Annotated in this window: 19 protein-coding genes; 15 read left to right on the top strand and 4 right to left on the bottom strand. The window is 57.3% G+C overall.

Features of this window, described 5'->3' with window-relative positions; genetic code table 11:
- Positions 1 to 207 precede the first annotated feature (207 nt).
- On the top strand, positions 208 to 705 hold the full coding sequence (locus tag ACQUQP_RS13570; RefSeq protein WP_432695567.1) for a nuclear transport factor 2 family protein: 498 nt from the start codon (positions 208 to 210) through the stop codon (positions 703 to 705).
- 182 nt (positions 706 to 887) lie between these two features.
- Here the strand turns inward: ACQUQP_RS13570 and ACQUQP_RS13565 are convergent, their stop codons facing one another.
- On the bottom strand, positions 888 to 1,565 hold the full coding sequence (locus ACQUQP_RS13565; RefSeq protein ID WP_432695566.1) for a hypothetical protein: 678 nt from the start codon (positions 1,563 to 1,565) through the stop codon (positions 888 to 890).
- Between the two features lie 390 nt (positions 1,566 to 1,955).
- On the opposite strand from ACQUQP_RS13565, the gene ACQUQP_RS13560 reads away from it, so the two are divergent.
- From ACQUQP_RS13560 to ACQUQP_RS13545, 4 genes are all read left to right on the top strand, one after another.
- On the top strand, positions 1,956 to 3,671 hold the full coding sequence (locus ACQUQP_RS13560; protein WP_432695565.1) for an EAL domain-containing protein: 1,716 nt from the start codon (positions 1,956 to 1,958) through the stop codon (positions 3,669 to 3,671).
- Between the two features lie 187 nt (positions 3,672 to 3,858).
- Positions 3,859 to 4,155, top strand: a complete 297-nt coding sequence (locus ACQUQP_RS13555) for a zinc-ribbon domain containing protein (RefSeq protein ID WP_432695564.1) — start codon at positions 3,859 to 3,861, stop codon at positions 4,153 to 4,155.
- A gap of 83 nt (positions 4,156 to 4,238) precedes the next feature.
- A complete protein-coding gene (locus ACQUQP_RS13550) occupies positions 4,239 to 4,625 on the top strand; it encodes a VOC family protein (protein WP_432695563.1) in 387 nt (128 codons plus the stop codon).
- A 69-nt stretch (positions 4,626 to 4,694) separates the two neighbouring features.
- Complete coding sequence (locus ACQUQP_RS13545; RefSeq protein WP_432695562.1) at positions 4,695 to 5,207, top strand: DinB family protein; 513 nt, start codon at positions 4,695 to 4,697, stop codon at positions 5,205 to 5,207.
- A 21-nt stretch (positions 5,208 to 5,228) separates the two neighbouring features.
- Here ACQUQP_RS13545 and ACQUQP_RS13540 read toward each other — a convergent pair whose 3' ends face one another.
- Positions 5,229 to 6,152 carry a LysR family transcriptional regulator gene (locus tag ACQUQP_RS13540; protein ID WP_432695561.1) on the bottom strand — a complete coding sequence of 308 codons (924 nt, stop codon included), beginning with the start codon at positions 6,150 to 6,152 and terminating at the stop codon, positions 5,229 to 5,231.
- Between the two features lie 135 nt (positions 6,153 to 6,287).
- Between ACQUQP_RS13540 and ACQUQP_RS13535 the strand changes: the two genes are divergently transcribed.
- The 5 genes from ACQUQP_RS13535 to ACQUQP_RS13515 all read left to right on the top strand — a co-directional run bounded on the left by ACQUQP_RS13535 (position 6,288) and on the right by ACQUQP_RS13515 (position 10,725).
- On the top strand, positions 6,288 to 6,746 hold the full coding sequence (locus tag ACQUQP_RS13535) for a nuclear transport factor 2 family protein (RefSeq protein ID WP_432695560.1): 459 nt from the start codon (positions 6,288 to 6,290) through the stop codon (positions 6,744 to 6,746).
- A 113-nt stretch (positions 6,747 to 6,859) separates the two neighbouring features.
- Complete coding sequence (locus ACQUQP_RS13530) at positions 6,860 to 7,828, top strand: nuclear transport factor 2 family protein (protein ID WP_432695559.1); 969 nt, start codon at positions 6,860 to 6,862, stop codon at positions 7,826 to 7,828.
- A 74-nt stretch (positions 7,829 to 7,902) separates the two neighbouring features.
- Entirely contained in the window at positions 7,903 to 8,376 is a 474-nt protein-coding gene (locus ACQUQP_RS13525; RefSeq protein ID WP_432695558.1) for an NYN domain-containing protein, read from the top strand.
- Between the two features lie 119 nt (positions 8,377 to 8,495).
- Positions 8,496 to 9,560 carry a ribosome small subunit-dependent GTPase A gene (gene rsgA, locus ACQUQP_RS13520; protein ID WP_432695557.1) on the top strand — a complete coding sequence of 355 codons (1,065 nt, stop codon included), beginning with the start codon at positions 8,496 to 8,498 and terminating at the stop codon, positions 9,558 to 9,560.
- A 115-nt stretch (positions 9,561 to 9,675) separates the two neighbouring features.
- A complete protein-coding gene (locus tag ACQUQP_RS13515) occupies positions 9,676 to 10,725 on the top strand; it encodes a cation diffusion facilitator family transporter (protein WP_432695556.1) in 1,050 nt (349 codons plus the stop codon).
- Positions 10,726 to 10,851: 126 nt separating this feature from the next.
- On the opposite strand, the gene ACQUQP_RS13510 is transcribed toward ACQUQP_RS13515, so the two are convergent.
- Positions 10,852 to 11,793, bottom strand: a complete 942-nt coding sequence (locus tag ACQUQP_RS13510) for a homocysteine S-methyltransferase family protein (RefSeq protein ID WP_432695555.1) — start codon at positions 11,791 to 11,793, stop codon at positions 10,852 to 10,854.
- Positions 11,794 to 12,005: 212 nt separating this feature from the next.
- On the opposite strand from ACQUQP_RS13510, the gene ACQUQP_RS13505 reads away from it, so the two are divergent.
- Positions 12,006 to 12,632, top strand: a complete 627-nt coding sequence (locus ACQUQP_RS13505) for a TetR/AcrR family transcriptional regulator (RefSeq protein ID WP_432695554.1) — start codon at positions 12,006 to 12,008, stop codon at positions 12,630 to 12,632.
- Between the two features lie 124 nt (positions 12,633 to 12,756).
- Positions 12,757 to 13,098, top strand: coding sequence for a zinc ribbon domain-containing protein YjdM (locus tag ACQUQP_RS13500; protein ID WP_432695553.1), 342 nt, complete (start codon positions 12,757 to 12,759; stop codon positions 13,096 to 13,098).
- 302 nt (positions 13,099 to 13,400) lie between these two features.
- Here the strand turns inward: ACQUQP_RS13500 and ACQUQP_RS13495 are convergent, their stop codons facing one another.
- Positions 13,401 to 14,342, bottom strand: a complete 942-nt coding sequence (locus tag ACQUQP_RS13495) for a DMT family transporter (RefSeq protein ID WP_432695552.1) — start codon at positions 14,340 to 14,342, stop codon at positions 13,401 to 13,403.
- A 105-nt stretch (positions 14,343 to 14,447) separates the two neighbouring features.
- Here ACQUQP_RS13495 and ACQUQP_RS13490 point away from each other — a divergent pair, with 105 nt between their 5' ends.
- From ACQUQP_RS13490 to ACQUQP_RS13480, 3 genes are all read left to right on the top strand, one after another.
- Positions 14,448 to 15,362, top strand: a complete 915-nt coding sequence (locus tag ACQUQP_RS13490; RefSeq protein WP_432695551.1) for a LysR family transcriptional regulator — start codon at positions 14,448 to 14,450, stop codon at positions 15,360 to 15,362.
- Positions 15,363 to 15,425: 63 nt separating this feature from the next.
- Positions 15,426 to 15,692 (top strand): DksA/TraR family C4-type zinc finger protein, encoded by a 267-nt coding sequence (locus ACQUQP_RS13485; RefSeq protein ID WP_432698706.1) that lies wholly within the window; start codon positions 15,426 to 15,428, stop codon positions 15,690 to 15,692.
- Positions 15,693 to 15,832: 140 nt separating this feature from the next.
- Positions 15,833 to 16,783 (top strand): diguanylate cyclase domain-containing protein, encoded by a 951-nt coding sequence (locus ACQUQP_RS13480; RefSeq protein WP_432695550.1) that lies wholly within the window; start codon positions 15,833 to 15,835, stop codon positions 16,781 to 16,783.
- Positions 16,784 to 16,802 lie beyond the last annotated feature (19 nt).

Raw genomic sequence — 16,802 nt, 5'->3', positions numbered from 1 at the left:
CCGCAACGCGGCGCTGACTTGTTCGATACAACGCTTTCGACTGACTGGCTTGGTCATCCAGCCCAAACGCCGTTCCACATGCTGTGGGGCGGCGTTTTTGTTTATGTCCCTGCTTTTCCCTCTATCTGTAGTATCTTTCATCTGACCACCGGCCTGAAGTTCAGCTTCCGGGCCGGTACTTAAAGGATGTAAGAGAAGGTTGCCCAGATGAAAGCTGTCACAAGGATTATTTCCGTTGCGCTGATCGCACTCAGCGGTTCGCTTCAGGCTCAGGAACCGGTGGTGGGTGTGCCCAACCCGGAATCGCTGTTTGTCGATGAGGATCCGGTACTGCACCGGAACAAGCAGGCGGCGCTGCATATCATGCGTGAGCTGCTGCAGTGCAATCAGTGGGGCAGGGCGCGGGAGTGGCTGACCGAGCGCTACATCCAGCATAACCCCAACGCGGCATCGGGCGTGGAGGGTGTGGTCTATTACTTTACGGAAGTACTCAAGCGCGAGCCTGCGGAGAGCTGTGGTCAGCTGAGGACTCCAGTGGTGGCCGTGATGGCGGAGGATGATCTGGTCACGGTGATGATGCCGCGAACCTATCCGCATCCGACCAAAGAGGGCGAGACCTATACCACAACCTGGTTTGATACCTGGCGTTTTGTCGATGGTAAAGCGGATGAGCACTGGGACCCGGCGACTATACCTTCCCGCTGAGCCCGGCGCTGTGATCTCTTCGGGTTAGCAGGGCTTTGGGCTGCCAGCTGTTTGGACTGACAGCCCCTTCGGTTTGTGGCCGTTTTCACTCCTGGCCTTTTGGCTTGATCCCGAACGCCAGCCCGCGCAGCCACTGGGCTAGGGGGCTTCACCGTGCAGCCAGATCGAGCTGCGTCGTCAGGCTAGCGGAAAAGATAAACCAGCGTCGCTGAAATAATCAGTGCAGAAACCACACCGGTGCTCATCACTGCCTTACCTGATACCAGGGGCCGCGATGTTTCGGCAACTGCCGCACTCGTTTCTTTCGGCGCTTCAGGCTGCGCTTCAGTCAGGCCAATGGCGCGCACATACGCTTTACAGAAGGCTTCAATCTGCTGCTTTACCTGCTGGTCAAAGAGCTCGATGTTTTCCTCAGTGAATGCGCCCAGCTCCATTTTTAACCTGGGGTAATCATCGTAGCGTATGTCCAGTCCAAAGGTGCCTTTATAGAGGTAGAGGCCCAGCTTGCAGTCGGGCAGGTTGATCCAGACCCACTCCAGAGCCACGGACTCATGATCTGTGATATCGGCGTAAAGCTTTTGGAATTTATCGCCGATGCCGTACAGGCGCTCGACGAAGCGCACCAGTCCTGGTCCTTTTGAAATCGTCTTATGGGCATTGGACAGCGACAGGGTGTAGCCGTCCTCGCTGATTGAAAACTTGAAATAGCCATCATTCAACCCGCAGCGTATATCGAAGTAACTATTACCGATCTGGACCTGGCCCTCAGTCGCGAGCGAGAAGCCCGTCTCGAGTCTCTGACCGGAGTGAGTCGAATGCCGATAATATTTTTTGAAAAGATCCAGGTATTTTATTTCCATACTGCTAGTCGATGCTTGTTCAAGTAAGTATCAATGAAGTTTTCAGAGGCCACATCATCTGCTTCTTCCCGCTGATCTGCAATCGTCCGTTTGCGCTGCACAGCTGATGGGGCTTGGCGACCTTAGTCTTCGCGGGCGTCAGTGATGTTGTTGAAGGCTGGCGGTGGCAGAAACGTGCATTTTCCCCTCGTTCTGAGCGCCCGTGTCAGGGCTACTGCGCCGGTCCGGATAGGGATAGGTAGGACTGGAGAAAATCGAACAGCGCTATAAGTGCTAATTTTACCTTGTGTGAGTAAAGGATCTGCATGTTGAACTCGATCACTGGGCGTTATCTGCTAGGTTGAACCTGCGTCGGACCGGGTTAAAGCGCTAAGGAGTGGAGGCGGCGATATGGAACCAGAAGAGATGAATCGCAGAGCACCGGTAAAGAGTGATGACTCGGATGAGCGGTTGTTTCTGCAATTGATCGATAGGCTGCCGAAAGTCTCGGTTCAGGGCTACGACAAGGAGCGTCGGGTCATCTACTGGAACCAGTCCAGCGTTGAACTCTATGGCTATGAAAAAGAGGAGGCTATCGGGCGCAAGCTTGAAGACCTGATTATCCCCCAGGAGATGGCAGCCGAGGTTATCAGGATGCACGCTGACTGGGTGGACAAGGGGATCTCGATACCTTCTGCAGAGCTGCTGCTGAAACACAAGGAGGGATACCCGGTTCCGGTGTTTTCATCCCACGTGATGCTGAAGGAGCACACCGCCTCCCCGGAGATGTTCTGTGTCGATGTGGATTTGCGCGAGCAGTACGCGGCTCGCGAGGAGCTGAAGGCGCTGGCAATCACCGACGCGCTGACCGGCCTGGCAAACCGTCGCTATCTTGCCGTTGAGCTGGCAAGGCTGATCTGTCAAAGGCAGGCGGAGCAGGGCAAATTTGCCATCCTGTTTATCGATCTGGATATGTTCAAGGAGGTTAACGATACCCTCGGGCATACCTGGGGTGATCGACTGCTTACCGCAGTAGCGCAGCGACTGAAAGCCAACTTGAGCAACAAAAACATTCTTGCCCGTTTTGGTGGCGATGAGTTTGTGCTGGTGCTTCCCGACGTTGACTCCGCGGATGGATCCACCGCTGTGGCGGATAAGGTGCTTGGTCTGTTCCGCGAAAGTTTCGCGCTGGATAGCGAGAATGTGTATATCACCGCCAGCATCGGCATCAGCCTTTACCCCGCCGATGGTGATGAGCCGGAAACCCTGCTCAAGCAGGCCGATGCCGCCATGTACTTTGCCAAAGAGAGCGGCAGGAACCGGCGCCATCTGTTCACCGATGAGCTCAGCCGACAACTGCAGGCGCAGCGTGAGATCTCGACCGGGTTACGCCAGTCCCTTGATAAGGGCGAGTTCGAGCTGGTTTACCAGCCTCAGTTTGATATGACCAGCAGGCGGGTGCTCTCCTGCGAGGCGTTGCTGAGGTGGTATCCGCAGGATGGCGGCCAGGGGGCGGCGCCGGACATTTTTATTCCTATTGCCGAGCGTTCCGACCTAATTGTTCTGATTGGCGAGTGGGTAATGGACCAGGCCTGTGCCCAGGTCAGGGCGTGGAAACAGGCGGGGTTTGATATCCGCGTTGATATTAACGTGTCCGGCAAACAGCTGGAGCAGGCTGATTTCTTTGAGACGCTGGAGCAATACAGAGCCCGCTATGATCTTGCCCCGCAAGATCTGGGTATAGAGCTTACGGAGCACGTTCTGATCAAATCCAACGACCGCATGCTCGATGGCCTTAGAGCCCAGCGGGCGAAGGGTGTTGAAATATCGATCGATGATTTCGGCACCGGCTACTCTTCGCTGAATTACCTCAAGCTATTCCCCATCACCAATTTGAAAATCGACCGGGCCTTTGTTGTCGAAGCACCGGAAAACGAGTTGGATGGTGCACTTCTGGAAGCGATCGTTAATGTCGGCCATACCCTCAAGCTGGATATTGTCGTCGAGGGCATAGAGACAGAGCGGCAGGCCAGGTTCTGCAAGGATCTTGATATCGATTATGCCCAGGGATACTGGTTCAGCAGACCGTTATCGGCAGCAGACGTGGTGCAGTATTTCAGTGGCTGAATGCGCGAGTAGAACCGACCGAAGGGTTAACTGGCTACGCCTGCGTTAAATTGCTATCACTGCTATCTGTATCGTTTTTTCAAGTAAAACGCCTTTTATATCAGTATTATGTGTGCGCTTGGTTTGATTTGAACCAGGCTTTCCCCCTTGCATAATGTCGTCCCCAGGTTGAAAGGTCCGGCGTGTAATGAGTCGAAAAACGAGATCAAAGCATAAACGGGCGGATCGTCTGCCGGTGGATCCCTCCCGGCTTAATATGGGGAATACCTACTCTTCAGCTCCCGAGTATTACTACGATATTGAGTTCGACTGCCAGGATTGCGGGGTGCATCAGACATGGACGGCGCAGCAGCAGAAATGGTGGTATGAAGAGGTCGGTGGCTATTTTTTCGCCGGAGCGGTCCGCTGCCGTGACTGCCGCGCAAAAGAGCGGGAGCGCAAGCGCATCGCGAGGCTGAATGCAGGCCATGAGGTTGGCGAGTAGGCGAAAATCCAAATCAGGCGCAGAAGCCGGAAGCGCTGTTACGGCTATCCTTTACTCAGCGGAGTATCAAGGAGGCCAGGTTGATGAGTGTTCAACTGGATCATGCGATCGTATCGGTGCGTGACAAAACGGCCGCGGCCAGGCGGCTGGCGCAGCTTCTGGATGTTCCCTGGGGCGAGACAGTCACCGGCCGATTTACACCCGTTTATGTCAATGAGGGTCTGACTCTCGAATTCGACGAAACCGATAGACAGCTGCCTGTGCAGCACTACTGTTTCCGTGTCAGTGAGGTGGCGTTCGATGCGATCTTCACCCGGATCGTTGATGCTGGCATAGCTTATCGAAGTTCGCCTCTTGGGCCGGTGGATATGACGGTTAATGAGCGTAACGGCGGCCGTAATATTTATTGGGATGCGGATGGGGTTGTCTGGGAGATCCTGACGGTGAGTTATGCGCGGCCTGCTGTATAGTGCCCGACAAGCCTGAGTGCGATTGGAAGCGTTAACGCTCACCGGGTAAAACAACTTCAAGGAACTATCATGCGTGCAGCACAGGCCAGAGATATGGCCGCGTACAACCAGTGGATGAATCAGCGCATTTTCGCCCTCTGTGAGGAGATGTCAGATGCTGACAGAAAGCAGGACCGCCAGGCGTTTTTCAAATCGATCCACGCTACCCTGAACCACATTCTGCTGGCGGATAAAATCTGGATGGGGCGCTTTACCGATGAGCCTTATGTAGTGGCGGGACTTGATGCCGAACTGCACGCAGATTTTGCCGCACTGAAAGGCGACCGGGAGCGCACCGATCAGGCGATTATCGACTGGGCCGGATCGCTGACTGATGAACTGCTCGAGGGCAGGCTGGAATATCAGAGCCTGGTCAATCCGGCACCGCGACGCCTGGAGATGTGGTTGGCGGTGAGTCACTTCTTTAATCATCAAACCCACCACCGGGGCCAGCTGACAACGCTGCTGACGCAAGCGGGGCTCGATGTCGGCGTAACCGATCTGATCTGGTTGCCGCAAGTACTCGAACGCAACGCCTTCTGAAGTGCACGCAAGCCCTGGGCCTTACAGCTGGTAAATTGAGCCGGGTTGCCTGGATTCTTCGATCAGCCTGTCGATCACCACACGCTGGCGTGGCTGCAGATAGCGGGAGCGGGGCCAGACCGCATGGATCGGCATCTCGGCGCCGGCGTGATTATCCAGTACTGTGACCAGCTCGCCGCGCTGAATATGATCATGCACCAGCCAGGTCGGCAGCTGCGACAGCCCCAGCCCATCCAGAGTGCCCAGCACCATGGCATCGCCATCGCTGTAGTCAAAGCGTGCACGAATAACCTGCGAGAACAGCTGCCCCTTGGCGTCTTTCAATAGCCAGGCGGGCTGATTGTTGCGCCGGCTGCCGATAATGCAGTCGTGTTCAGTCAGTTCCGCCGGGGTTTGTGGTGTGCCGTAACGTTCCAGATACTCGGGGCTGGCACAGATCACCAGCCGTTGTTGACCCAGTCGGCGGGCGACCAGATCGGCGTCATCTTCCAGAGCGCCGATGCGCACCACCAGATCCACACCCTCATTGATCAGGTTGATGCGCCGCTCGGTAAAACTTACCGACAGCTCCAGTTGCGGGTATTCCTTCGCCAGGCGTGACAGCAGCGGCATCACATGACGACGCCCAAAGGCCGCCGGCAGGTGGATATTCATCCGGCCCGATACCGATCCGCTGCCAGCCACCAGACCCTGTTCCAGCGCATCTATCTCATCCAGAATCGCCACCCAGCCCTCGAACATTCGCTGTCCCTCCTGGGTTGGTGTCAGGCTGCGGGTGGTGCGATGGAGCATCTTGGTACCCAGGCGCTGCTCCAGCCGGGTCACGCTTTTTCCCACCGCCGAGCCGGTCAGGCCCAGGCGCGCACCGGCGGCGGTAAAGGATCCGGTGCGCAGAGTCTCCACAAACTCCAGTACACCGGCGAATCGGGCTTCGTCACTCTTCATTATGGAATCCTGCGCCTAAATGTTAGGAATTTTAACCTGATTATCTCGTTTATTTAAAAGAATAGAATGCTTCCCACTTATCAGCGACCTGCAGCGGGCAGGGCAGCCGTTTAAACCAGATACCGGGAGCATTCCATGACAGACCAGTTGGATATTCAGCGCGTTAACGCTCTGCTGGATCGAGAAGAGATCCGCAACCTGCGTCAGCACTACAGTTTTCTGCTCGATAGCGGAAATGCGCAGCGTATGGACGAGGTGTTCACCGAAGACGCCGAGGTGAAGGTGACGGTGGGCTCGATGATCGGGCTGGCTGAGATCAAGCAGAGCCTGGCGGATGCCTACACCGCCTTTGATACCCGCCAGCGCAAGCACTTTCCCTTTGTTCATGCGGTGACCAATCACAACATCACCCTGACCGGGCCGGACAGCGCCAAGGGCAGCTGCTACCTGCTCGATTTCGTCACCGACCGCGACCAGGCGCAGCATCCGTTTTTGCTGGTAGGGCGCTACCTGGATGAGTACGTACGGATAGACGGCGAGTGGCGTATCCAGCGCACCGAGCTGGATGTGCTCTGGCCGGCAGAAAACGCCTGAGGTTACGCGCAGGCATCTGTCCGACCGCTGCGCGCCGGTACGTTTTCACGTTGGGCGGTCATCGAAGAGATGGATGAGTACGCGCTGCCGGCATTACAACAGGAGAACCAATCATGAGTATCATCTCTGATCGTCAGGCCCTTGGCGAACGGGTCGAGCAGCTGGGCCAGGCCTGGCTTGACGGCACCACCGACCGGCTCGGCGGGCTGTTCACAGCGGATGCCCGCCTGATCAGCAGCCAGCACGGTGAGCACTCAGGCGCAAAGGCGATCATTGCTGCGCTGGCGCAGGACGCCTCCGAGCGCCCGTTCCAGGGTGGCATGACCAACCGCTACCTGGCGGTTGAGCCCGGCAGTGACCAGGGCGCTGCCAGCCTCTATCTGTTTGGCCTGATGCAGCGAATGGGGCGCTCGGCGTTTATCTTTGGCGCGGCACTGGTGATGCGTTTTGAGCGAGTTGATGGCCGCTGGCTGTTCAGCGAAGTGCGCCTGCAGGTCAACTGGAGCAGCGGCGATAATCGGCTGGTGCCGCACTGGCGCAAGCCGCCGGGCAGCAACGGCTGGCAGATGGGCGATGAACCGCCGGTACTGGTCAGCGAACTGCACTCGCCCTGGGCGATCATGCCTAAGGCGGCAGTGCCCGACACGCTGAACGAGGCGCTACCGGAGCTATACGCTAGATACTCCTTCGCCGTGGACCAGAACGATATGGGGCTGCTGGTCAGCGCTTACGATGAGGATATCTCCGGTGGCTTTGCGCCGGTGGGTAATCTTTCGGGACGCGATAGCGTCATCGGTGTGCTGAAGAGCTTCCGCCATCTGGCCACCCTGTGGCAGCACTTCGCTGAGGTGGTGCGGATCGAGGATGAGGGCGACGGTCAGCATGCGAAACTGATCGTGGCCCGGATCATCCCCGAGCGGCCGCTGGATGAGCAGGGCAACAGGCTCTACGGCGCGCATTATCAGCTACGGGCACGACGTCAGGCTGATGGGCAGTGGAAGTTCTGCTGGACCGATTACCGTCCCGGCTGGTTTAACGAGCATCAGATCCCGGCGTTTGATGTGGGCAATGCCACCGCCTGATCGTCCGCACAGCCCTGTAGAGCTGTGCTCCCCAGACTGCTAAGGTGTCGGCTGAAGCAGCCTGGGGAGCAGCCGTGAAAAGAGTCGTTCTGCTGGTGGATGTGCAAAACGTCTACTACACCAGCCGTAAAATCTATCAGCGTAATTTCGACTATAACCGCTTCTGGCAGCGCGCCACCGCCAACCGCGAAGTGGTGAAGGCGATCGCCTACGCCACCGATCGTGGCGACAGAAAACAGCAGGAGTTTCAGAATATTCTCCGGGCGATCGGGTTTGAGGTGAAGCTCAAACCCTTTATCCAGCGGGCTGATGGCTCCGCTAAGGGCGACTGGGATGTGGGCATCACCATCGATGCGCTGGAGTATGCCGAACAGGCGGATGTGGTGGTGCTGGTTTCCGGCGATGGCGATTTTGATCTGCTTGCCAACAAACTGCGGGAAAAGGGCAAACGCGTTGAGGTCTACGGCGTGCCGGGCCTGACGGCAGGTTCGCTGATTCAGGCGGCCAGTGAGTTCTTTCCCATTCAGCAGGATCTGTTGCTCGGCTAGCGGAAAACCTGCTGCCTGTTATCTTACCCTGGCCGTAAAACCGGGCTGAAGCTCCACAAGGTTCCCTGCTGCCTAAACAATGTAATACTGTTGGACAAGGGCATTAATGGATCGCTGAGATGAGTGATTTATTACAGAGTCTGGGGCTTGTTCCTTTTTTCATTCAGCAACTCCCGGACGTGGAACTTCTGCAGCAGCGCCTTGGCCGCGTTACCTCTGTTCAGCGCTCAAGAAACACCGTTATCTGTGGCGCGGGTGAGCGGGTTGTTGAGCTCTCGTCCCCGTTACTCAAGTCAGCGGCCATCGACCGACCGACGGTGGGAGATTGGGTCGTGCTGGATGCATCGTTAACGCGGATCGAACAGGTTCTTGAGCGGAAAAGCCTGTTCAAGCGCCTGGCAGCTGGCGAACGCAATGAGATTCAGCCCATAGCGGCGAATATCGATCTTCTGTTTATCCTCACCTCCTGTAACGAAGAGTTCAAAGAATCCCGGCTGGAACGTTACCTGGCGCTGTGTGCGGAGGCAGGGGCAAGTCCTGTTATTGTGCTGACCAAGGCCGATCTTGCCAGTGACAGGGATAGCTACATCCAGCGTGCCCGCAGTACTCAGGCAGGCGTGCCCGTTGAGGCGGTGAATGCGCTTGATCCCTCGTCTCTTGACAGTGTTCGGTGCTGGATAGACAAAACCACCACTGTGGCGCTGGTCGGCTCCTCCGGGGTCGGCAAATCCACGCTGCTGAATAGCCTCGCGGGGCATACGCTGACCGCCACCGGTAACATTCGTGAGCAGGACAAGAAGGGGCGCCACACCACGACTCACCGCGAACTGCACAGGCTTCCTTCTGGCGGTCTGCTGGTCGATGTGCCGGGTATGCGGGAGCTCCGGGTTGCGGAGATCGAGCAGTCAATCGGTGCCGTGTTCGATGATATCGAACGGTTAGCAGCGCAGTGCCAGTTCGCAGACTGTAAACATGACACCGAGCCCGGCTGCGCAGTGCAGCAGGCGGTCGCCGAAAACAGGCTCGATAGCCGCCGACTCGCCAATTATAAGAAGCTCCTGCGCGAAAATGCCCTGGCAACGACAACCCTCGCCGAGAAGCGTGCCCAGGGGAGGGCGTTCGCGAAAGTGGTGAAAGAGGGCAAGAAAATAAAACAGACCCGAACGAAAGGTCAGTCATCGTAATCTGACCCTGTTGCCAGGGGTGCCTGATCCGCCGCTGTTGCTCAAGCCTGAGACGTTTAAACTTGCCGCCCGCTATCCCCGGTCCGGCAATTTCAACCGAAGAGTAAAGAAAAGCATGCACAAGGATAATCTCAGCCATTGGCAACATGACCACACCTTCGCCCAGGACCAGCGCCGACCCGGTGAGTCGCGCACGCTGATCGTTATCGCGGTGACCGCGTTGATGATGGTGGTGGAGATCATCGCCGGGATCCATTATGGCTCGATGGCGCTGCTGGCGGATGGCCTGCATATGGCGTCCCACGCTGTGGCTCTGGGGATTACCGCGTTTGCCTATGCCTATGCGCGGCGCCATGCGCGCAACCGGCAGTTCAGTTTCGGCACGGGGAAGGTGAATGCGCTGGGCGGCTTTACCGGTGCAGTGTTGCTGGCGGTTTTCTCCCTGTACATGGGCGCTGAGAGTATCGCTCGGCTGATCGATCCGGTGGCCATCGCATTTAATCAGGCGATCGGTGTCGCGGTGCTGGGCCTGGTGGTTAACGGTGCCAGCGTGTTTATCCTTGGCGGTCATAATCACGGCCACAGCCACAGCCACAGCCACAGCCACAGCCACAGCCACAGCCACAGCCACGACCACGACCACGACCAGAATCACCAGCAGGGTCATCACCACTCAGACCAGCACTCAGACCACCAGCACGCCGGTCACGATCACCACCAGGCTGACCATGATCACAACCTGAAATCAGCCTACCTGCATGTGATGGCCGATGCGCTCACCTCGTTGCTGGCGATCGCAGCGCTACTCTGTGCCAAGTATTTCGGCTGGGTCTGGATGGACCCGGTTATGGGGGTGGTCGGCGCGGTTCTGGTTGCCCGCTGGTCCTACGGGTTGTTGCGTACCACCGCCGCTGTGCTGCTGGATCGGCAGGCACCTGAAGCGCTGCAAACCACAGTGCGTGACGCGATCGAGCAGGATGGCGATAGCCGGATGACGGATCTGCACCTCTGGTCTATCGGCCCCGGCATCTATTCGGCGCAGATCGCGCTGGTCGCGCATAACCCGGTTACGCCGGATGAGTACAAGGCACGTATTCCCGCCTCGGCCGGTTTGGTTCACATTACCGTGGAGATTCATACCTGCGTCGAGCAGGAGCCGGCCTAGTCGGTCCTCTCTGCCGGTTTGCCCGCAGATCAGCATCCCGGGTTGGGTAGAAGGGGCAATCGATTGACAGGCATGGAAGCGGGTGAGGCCTTGGCCTCACCCCTTGTCGCAGCGGCGTTGATCTTTTCAGGCGCAGGTCCTGGGTGCACAGCAGTGACATATCTGCTCAATATGCCGTTCGTCGGTGCCACAGCAGCCACCGAGCACGGTGAACTGGGGGAACCGGTCTCTCAGTGCCCGGTAAAGCTGGCCAAGTTCCTCCGGGTTGCCGGAGTCCAGTTCCTCGCTCTCATCCAGTTCCGCGTGGCTAAGGCGTGATGCATTTGCGCGTATGCCTTTGATCCGTTTGATCCAGGCCTCACCCTTTTCAAGCGCCGACGTAAAATGGTCTGGATGCGCGCAGTTGATCATGTAATAGACAGGCGCCGAATCTGTTTCAGCATCCACCCGTTTGATCGCATCGCTCAGTGCCTCTCCACTGGGCAGACGGCCATCGGTTTCGGTGGTGAACGATATGACCGAGGGGATGCCCACTGCGCGGGCCGCCCGCGCAAAACCGATGGTTTCCTCGGCATAGTTCATGGTGAAGGCGCTGACCATATCGGCGCCTGCAGAGGCGAGGCTTTCAATCTGTGCACGGTGATAGCGCTCGGCTTCGTCCGGTGTCATACAGTGGCCTGGCTGATAGGCATCTCCGCGAGGGCCGACGCAGCCGCTGATGAGAATCGGGCTGTCCGGTGTTTCGTATTGCTCTCTGAGTGCCTTCAGCATCTTTATCGCGTCGCGGTTGACCCGATCAGCTTCTCTGCGGTCGTATCCCAGTTTTTCCGTGTAATCCTGGTGTGCTCTCCAGGTCGCGCTCTCCAGGATGAATCCTGTACGCGCCTTGATCGCGATGGCCAGGTACTTTCGGTAGTAGGCATCCAGGGCTGCCCGGCCAGGGGCGGTATCCAGCAGCGGGAAAGCGGCGAAGTAGGGCAGCTCAAACCCTTCGTGAAAAACAAGTGTTGTTTCCGCACCACCATCTGTCAGAAACAGTTTCGCGGACAGTTGATCGATGTTGCTCATGGAGAACCCCCTATACTCAGGTTGTTGTTATTAGGTGTTGAGTAGCTTAGGTCCGGGGATAGTTAAAAGCAGTGAACCCTGAGTGTTGAAATGTCAGGTTTTTGCTTCTAATAAAAACAAATGGTTAGCGATGATTGTGCACTGTTGGCCTCACTGGAGGCTGATTCCGGCCAGGGTTGCTATACCAAAGGTAAAGTTAAGGAGGGGTGAAAATGTCAGTCCGTAGCAACAGTAGTCGCGATCGACTTTTGCAGACGGCTGAGTCACTGATCCTTCAGCAGGGTTTTGCCGGGACATCGATCGATCACATTCTCGAGAAGGCAGCGATCACCAAAGGTGGCTTCTTTTACCATTTCAAGGGTAAGGGAGAACTGGCCAAAGCGCTGGTACTGCGTTATCTGGAAGGGGATTCGCAAATCTTTGACGATCTGTTCGCAAGGTCCAGATCCCTCAGTGAAGATCCCCTGCATCAGCTTCTTATTTTCCTGAACCTCTTTGCCGAGATGATGAATAACCTTGAGGAGACGCATCCGGGTTGTCTGGTGGCCGGCTTTACATACGAAACCCAGCAGTTTGATGACGAAGTGCGGGATCTTATCAGACAGGGGGTTTTGGCCTGGCGGGAGCTAATAAGCGCTCAGCTGGCAGAGATAGAGCAGGTTTATACGCCGCGCCAGGAAACGCGGCCTGAGACGTTGGCAGACATGTTTACGGCCATAGTCGAGGGCGGGATTATCCTATCGCGTATTTTTCAAACCAATGATCGTCTCCGGGATCAGATACTGGCTTATCGGGATTATTTGCGCCTGCTGTATGAGAGCAATCCCAGGGCGACCTGACTGCGGAACAGATTGTTGAATACCGGCGTCAGCATTTTGCAGGGCATTTGGTGTAATATACGCGCCCTAAATGGGGTTATAGCCCGTTTCCTATGTTTAACATCCTGAATTTGGAGTCCCCCTGATGGCTGATTATCCCGCTTGCCCCAGCTGCGCTGCTGATTACACCTACGAAGATCAGGGGCTGTTTGTGTGCCCGTCCTGTGGTCATGAGTGGTCTGCCAATGAGCCGGCGGAAGATGCTGAAGATGTGCTGGTGGTTCGCGATGCCAATGGCAACGAACTGGCCGATGGCGATAACGTTACGCTGATCAAGGACCTGAAGGTAAAAGGCTCATCATCCACCATCAAGGTGGGCACCAAGGTGAAAATCAACCGCCTGGTGGATGGCGATCACAACATCGACTGCAAGGTCGATGGTATCGGCCCGATGATGCTGAAGTCCGAGTTCGTGAAAAAAGCCTGATCCCGCCGCTTTTCCATTCAGCCCCGTAGCGATATTGTGCAGTACATCGTATGTACTGCACTTTCATTCCTGACGGTCGCCAATGTCCCGATCTTTCTTGTCCTCACCAGTGACCAAGATTAAAAGACGACGCGGCGGATAGCCCGGATGATGGGGCTGATCGTAGCGGTTATCGGCACGGGGATGGTAGTTGAAGGCGCGCAAAGTGCGTTCGGGCTGGGGTGATCTGCCAGGTTACTGGCAGGGGGGGTAGCCTGTCCTGAAGGACGGCCGTCCCTTCCTGACCAGTAAGGAGCCCCCCTTTAGTTGGCGGTCGGTGAACTGTCCAAACTGTGCCGGATACGGGAGCGTACGTAGAGGTTATTGGCGATCAGCGCAGCCATCACCAGCCCGGCGCCGGTGACTTCCGCCGCGGTGATGCTGTGGCCCTGGATGATGCCGATAGTAAAGGCGGAGACCGGGACGAAGTTGATAAACAGGACGCCGTTGATCGGCCCCAGCATTTTGATGCCGGTGTTCCAGAACAGTACCGCCATGATACCGGTCGGCAGAATCAGGTAGGCAAACTGCCAGCGCATCTCCACCAGCGTGCTCCATTCCGGCAGGGATACCTGATCGGCCGCGACCAACCCAAGGGTGATAGCGGCGATGCTGCAGGTACCAAACAGCGACGTGATGGCGGTGTACCTCAGGGGTGACCAGTCGTGAAACGACTGCGCCCCCAGAGTGTAACAGACCCAGCAGGTGGCACCGGCAAAGAACAGCAGGTCCCAGAGCACCTTGCCGCCACCAAAGGCTCGCTCGATATCCCCCCCGGTAATCACCAGGAAGACACCGGCAAAGGCGGTGCCTATGCTGGCCAGTGTAAATGTGCCCGGCCTCAGGCCCCGGTAAATCCAGGTGATCAGTACCGCGATCATCGGCTGTGTCGCCATGATCACGGCGCCGTGCTCCGGTTTTGTATTCTGCAGACCGTTGAACGCCAGCAGATTGAAGCAGGCGAAGCCGAGGGTGCCCAGGAAGATCAGCCGCAACAGGCGTCCGTCAAAGCGGAAGGCCTGCCGGCCCTCCACGCAAAACAGAATCAGCAGCAGGCCGGCGGATGTCGGTACAAACCGGATCAGTGTCAGGGTAAAGGGATCCATGGACTCAAGCATCGGTTTTGCGACCGGAAACATCCCGCCCCAGGAGCAGGTGGTAAGCAACAGAAGCAAAATTGCAGGCCAGATCGAACGCTGGGTCATGGATGGTCTCCTCGAATCGATCGCACAGGCTAACAGTTTCTTCAAGAGTTATAATCTGCCTTTATTGAAAATTATTATTTCTACAAATTATGTAATGGTGGGCGGATGATCTCTCTGGACGATATGGCTGTGTTTGCTGCTGTCGTTGAGCATTCTGGATTTACAGCAGCGGCGCGGGCGCTGGAGATCTCCACCCCGGTGGTCAGCAAACGGGTTGGCGCTCTTGAAGCCGCGCTCGGCGCGCGGTTGCTTAACCGCACCACGCGTCGGCTGAGCCTGACCGAAGCGGGGCGGGTGTTTTACCAGCATTGTCGCCGCGTGGTGAACGAAGCGCGGGCGGCGGAGGCCTCCGTTGCGCATCTGCAGGAGGAGCCAAGAGGTCTGCTGAGGGTCACGGCTCCGGTCAGTGTCGGGTCCAGCCAGCTGAGCCGTGCGCTGGTTGGGTTCATGCACCGTTACCCGGAACTGGAGGTGGACCTGGACCTTTCCGACCGGCGCGTGGATCTGGCCGACGAAGGCGTCGACGTAGCGATCCGGGTGACGCTGCAGCCACCGCAACAGTTATCGGCGCGGCTGTTGCACCGTACTCATCGGATAGTCTGCGCATCGCCGCAATACTGGGATCGCCACGGCCGACCGCAACACCCGCAGGAGCTGGAGAGCCACAACTGTGTGCAGTATCTGCCGAATCCCGAGTTCAATCTCTGGTACTTCAGTAATGACGCGGGGAGTCAGGGTGTGGCGGTCCAGGGACGTTTCAAGGTGAACAATGTGAACTCCATGCTGGAGGCGGCGCTGGGTGGGCTGGGTGTGGTGATGCTCTCGTCAACGATTGTTGGCGCGGCGATCAGGGCGGGGCGGCTAGAGCCGGTGTTGCAGGACTACAGCTCACCGTCGGCCAGCATCTATGCGCTTTACCTGCCCAACCGATACCTGCCAACCAAGGCGCGGGTGTTCATCGACTATCTGGTGGAATGGTTTGGTACGGGTGATACTGACGATTTGGCTGTCGCTGTCTGACACGGGCCGCGCTTGGTTAGCGGTTAGCATTGTGGGTAGAAGTAATCGTTGCAGGAGAGACTTATGGCAGGTGGTTGGTCAAAGGACGGCGGCGTCCAGGAGCAGATCGATGCCAGTGTGGATGATGCGGTGAATCTTGCACGCAGCCGTCTGCCGCATGGCGAGAGTGCAACCCATTGCGAGGAATGCGACGCGCCCATCCCGGAAGCGCGGCGGCAGGCCGTGCCCGGTGTGCAGATCTGTATACGCTGCCAGAGCGAGCTTGAGGCCGCCCAGAAACAGACGAGTGGCTATAATCGGCGTGGCAGTAAAGACAGCCAGTTGAGATAACCGCTGTTCGTTATCCTCTATTTATCTGTCATCATATGGCGACTTTATTGTATTCTGCCTGGATTGCTGTTGTTACTGGTGAAAGCGCCAGACCGAACGACAGGTGCAGCAGGATATAACCGAAATAGACGGAGCTCGCGATGGCGATGAAGGATGACGAGGTTGTATACAAGACGTTACTGGAGTCTACCAAGGCGATTCCCTGGAAGATCAATTGGGAAACCCTGGAGTTTGAATACATAGGTCCGCAGATCGAAGCACTGCTGGGCTGGACGCAGGAAAGCTGGGCGACCGCCCAGGACTGGATCGACCGTATCCATGAGGACGAGCGTGAGCAGACCGCCAACCTGTGCATCTCGCAAAGCAAGGAAGGTATCGATCACGAAGCCGACTATCGCGCCCTGACAGCCGACGGCAACTACGTGTGGGTGCGCGACGTGGTGCATGTGATTCGTGAAAACGGGGAAACCAAGGCGCTGGTCGGATTTATGTTTGATATCTCCGAGCGCAAGAAAATGGAGCAGGAGCTTCAAGAGGCCAACCGCAAGCTGGAGGCGCTCTCCTACCGGGACGGTCTGACCGGTATCGCGAACCGAAGGCTCTATGACCAGACGCTGGAACGGGAGTGGAATCGGGCGCTGCGAAACGGCACGCCGCTGTCTCTGGTGATCGTCGATATCGACCACTTCAAGGATTACAACGACCAGTGTGGTCATCTTCAGGGTGATCAGTGCCTGATCCAGGTGGCCGGCGCACTGGGTGGTGTGGCCTGTCGTGCCAGCGATTTATTCGCCCGCTACGGCGGTGAGGAGTTCGCGCTGCTGCTGCCAGATACCGGGCGTGAGGCGGCGCGGGATATTGCCGAGCGTTGTCGGCGTAAGGTGCTGGATCTGGCGATCCTGCATCCCGCGTCCAGCGCCGGTAATATGGTCACGATCAGTGCCGGTGTTGCCTGCATAACGCCGGAAGAGGGGGGAGATATCTCCCAGCTGTTTGAGGTGGCCGATCGCATGCTGTATCAGGCCAAGCGAAACGGCCGCAACAGGATCGCCTGTAGCTGGCCCCAGGCCGTACCCTCTTCATTGGCGTAAAGGCAGCGCAGCTTCTAGT

Origin of the sequence: Marinobacterium sp. YM272 (genome assembly GCF_050908845.1) — a bacterium.
Classification (GTDB): Bacteria; Pseudomonadota; Gammaproteobacteria; order Pseudomonadales; family Balneatricaceae; genus Marinobacterium_D.
Note: the sequence above shows the minus strand (reverse complement) of the source record. Positions and strands in the feature narration are given on the sequence as shown.

Bases quoted from the DNA above. Each gene is read 5' to 3' on its own strand.
- ACQUQP_RS13570 (WP_432695567.1), top strand. From the start codon at position 208: ATGAAAGCTGTCACAAGGATTATTTCCGTTGCGCTGATCGCACTCAGC.
- ACQUQP_RS13565 (WP_432695566.1), bottom strand. From the start codon at position 1,565: ATGGAAATAAAATACCTGGATCTTTTCAAAAAATATTATCGGCATTCG.
- ACQUQP_RS13560 (WP_432695565.1), top strand. From the start codon at position 1,956: ATGGAACCAGAAGAGATGAATCGCAGAGCACCGGTAAAGAGTGATGAC.
- ACQUQP_RS13555 (WP_432695564.1), top strand. From the start codon at position 3,859: ATGAGTCGAAAAACGAGATCAAAGCATAAACGGGCGGATCGTCTGCCG.
- ACQUQP_RS13550 (WP_432695563.1), top strand. From the start codon at position 4,239: ATGAGTGTTCAACTGGATCATGCGATCGTATCGGTGCGTGACAAAACG.
- ACQUQP_RS13545 (WP_432695562.1), top strand. From the start codon at position 4,695: ATGCGTGCAGCACAGGCCAGAGATATGGCCGCGTACAACCAGTGGATG.
- ACQUQP_RS13540 (WP_432695561.1), bottom strand. From the start codon at position 6,152: ATGAAGAGTGACGAAGCCCGATTCGCCGGTGTACTGGAGTTTGTGGAG.
- ACQUQP_RS13535 (WP_432695560.1), top strand. From the start codon at position 6,288: ATGACAGACCAGTTGGATATTCAGCGCGTTAACGCTCTGCTGGATCGA.
- ACQUQP_RS13530 (WP_432695559.1), top strand. From the start codon at position 6,860: ATGAGTATCATCTCTGATCGTCAGGCCCTTGGCGAACGGGTCGAGCAG.
- rsgA (WP_432695557.1), top strand. From the start codon at position 8,496: ATGAGTGATTTATTACAGAGTCTGGGGCTTGTTCCTTTTTTCATTCAG.
- ACQUQP_RS13515 (WP_432695556.1), top strand. From the start codon at position 9,676: ATGCACAAGGATAATCTCAGCCATTGGCAACATGACCACACCTTCGCC.
- ACQUQP_RS13510 (WP_432695555.1), bottom strand. From the start codon at position 11,793: ATGAGCAACATCGATCAACTGTCCGCGAAACTGTTTCTGACAGATGGT.
- ACQUQP_RS13505 (WP_432695554.1), top strand. From the start codon at position 12,006: ATGTCAGTCCGTAGCAACAGTAGTCGCGATCGACTTTTGCAGACGGCT.
- ACQUQP_RS13500 (WP_432695553.1), top strand. From the start codon at position 12,757: ATGGCTGATTATCCCGCTTGCCCCAGCTGCGCTGCTGATTACACCTAC.
- ACQUQP_RS13495 (WP_432695552.1), bottom strand. From the start codon at position 14,342: ATGACCCAGCGTTCGATCTGGCCTGCAATTTTGCTTCTGTTGCTTACC.
- ACQUQP_RS13490 (WP_432695551.1), top strand. From the start codon at position 14,448: ATGATCTCTCTGGACGATATGGCTGTGTTTGCTGCTGTCGTTGAGCAT.
- ACQUQP_RS13485 (WP_432698706.1), top strand. From the start codon at position 15,426: ATGGCAGGTGGTTGGTCAAAGGACGGCGGCGTCCAGGAGCAGATCGAT.
- ACQUQP_RS13480 (WP_432695550.1), top strand. From the start codon at position 15,833: ATGGCGATGAAGGATGACGAGGTTGTATACAAGACGTTACTGGAGTCT.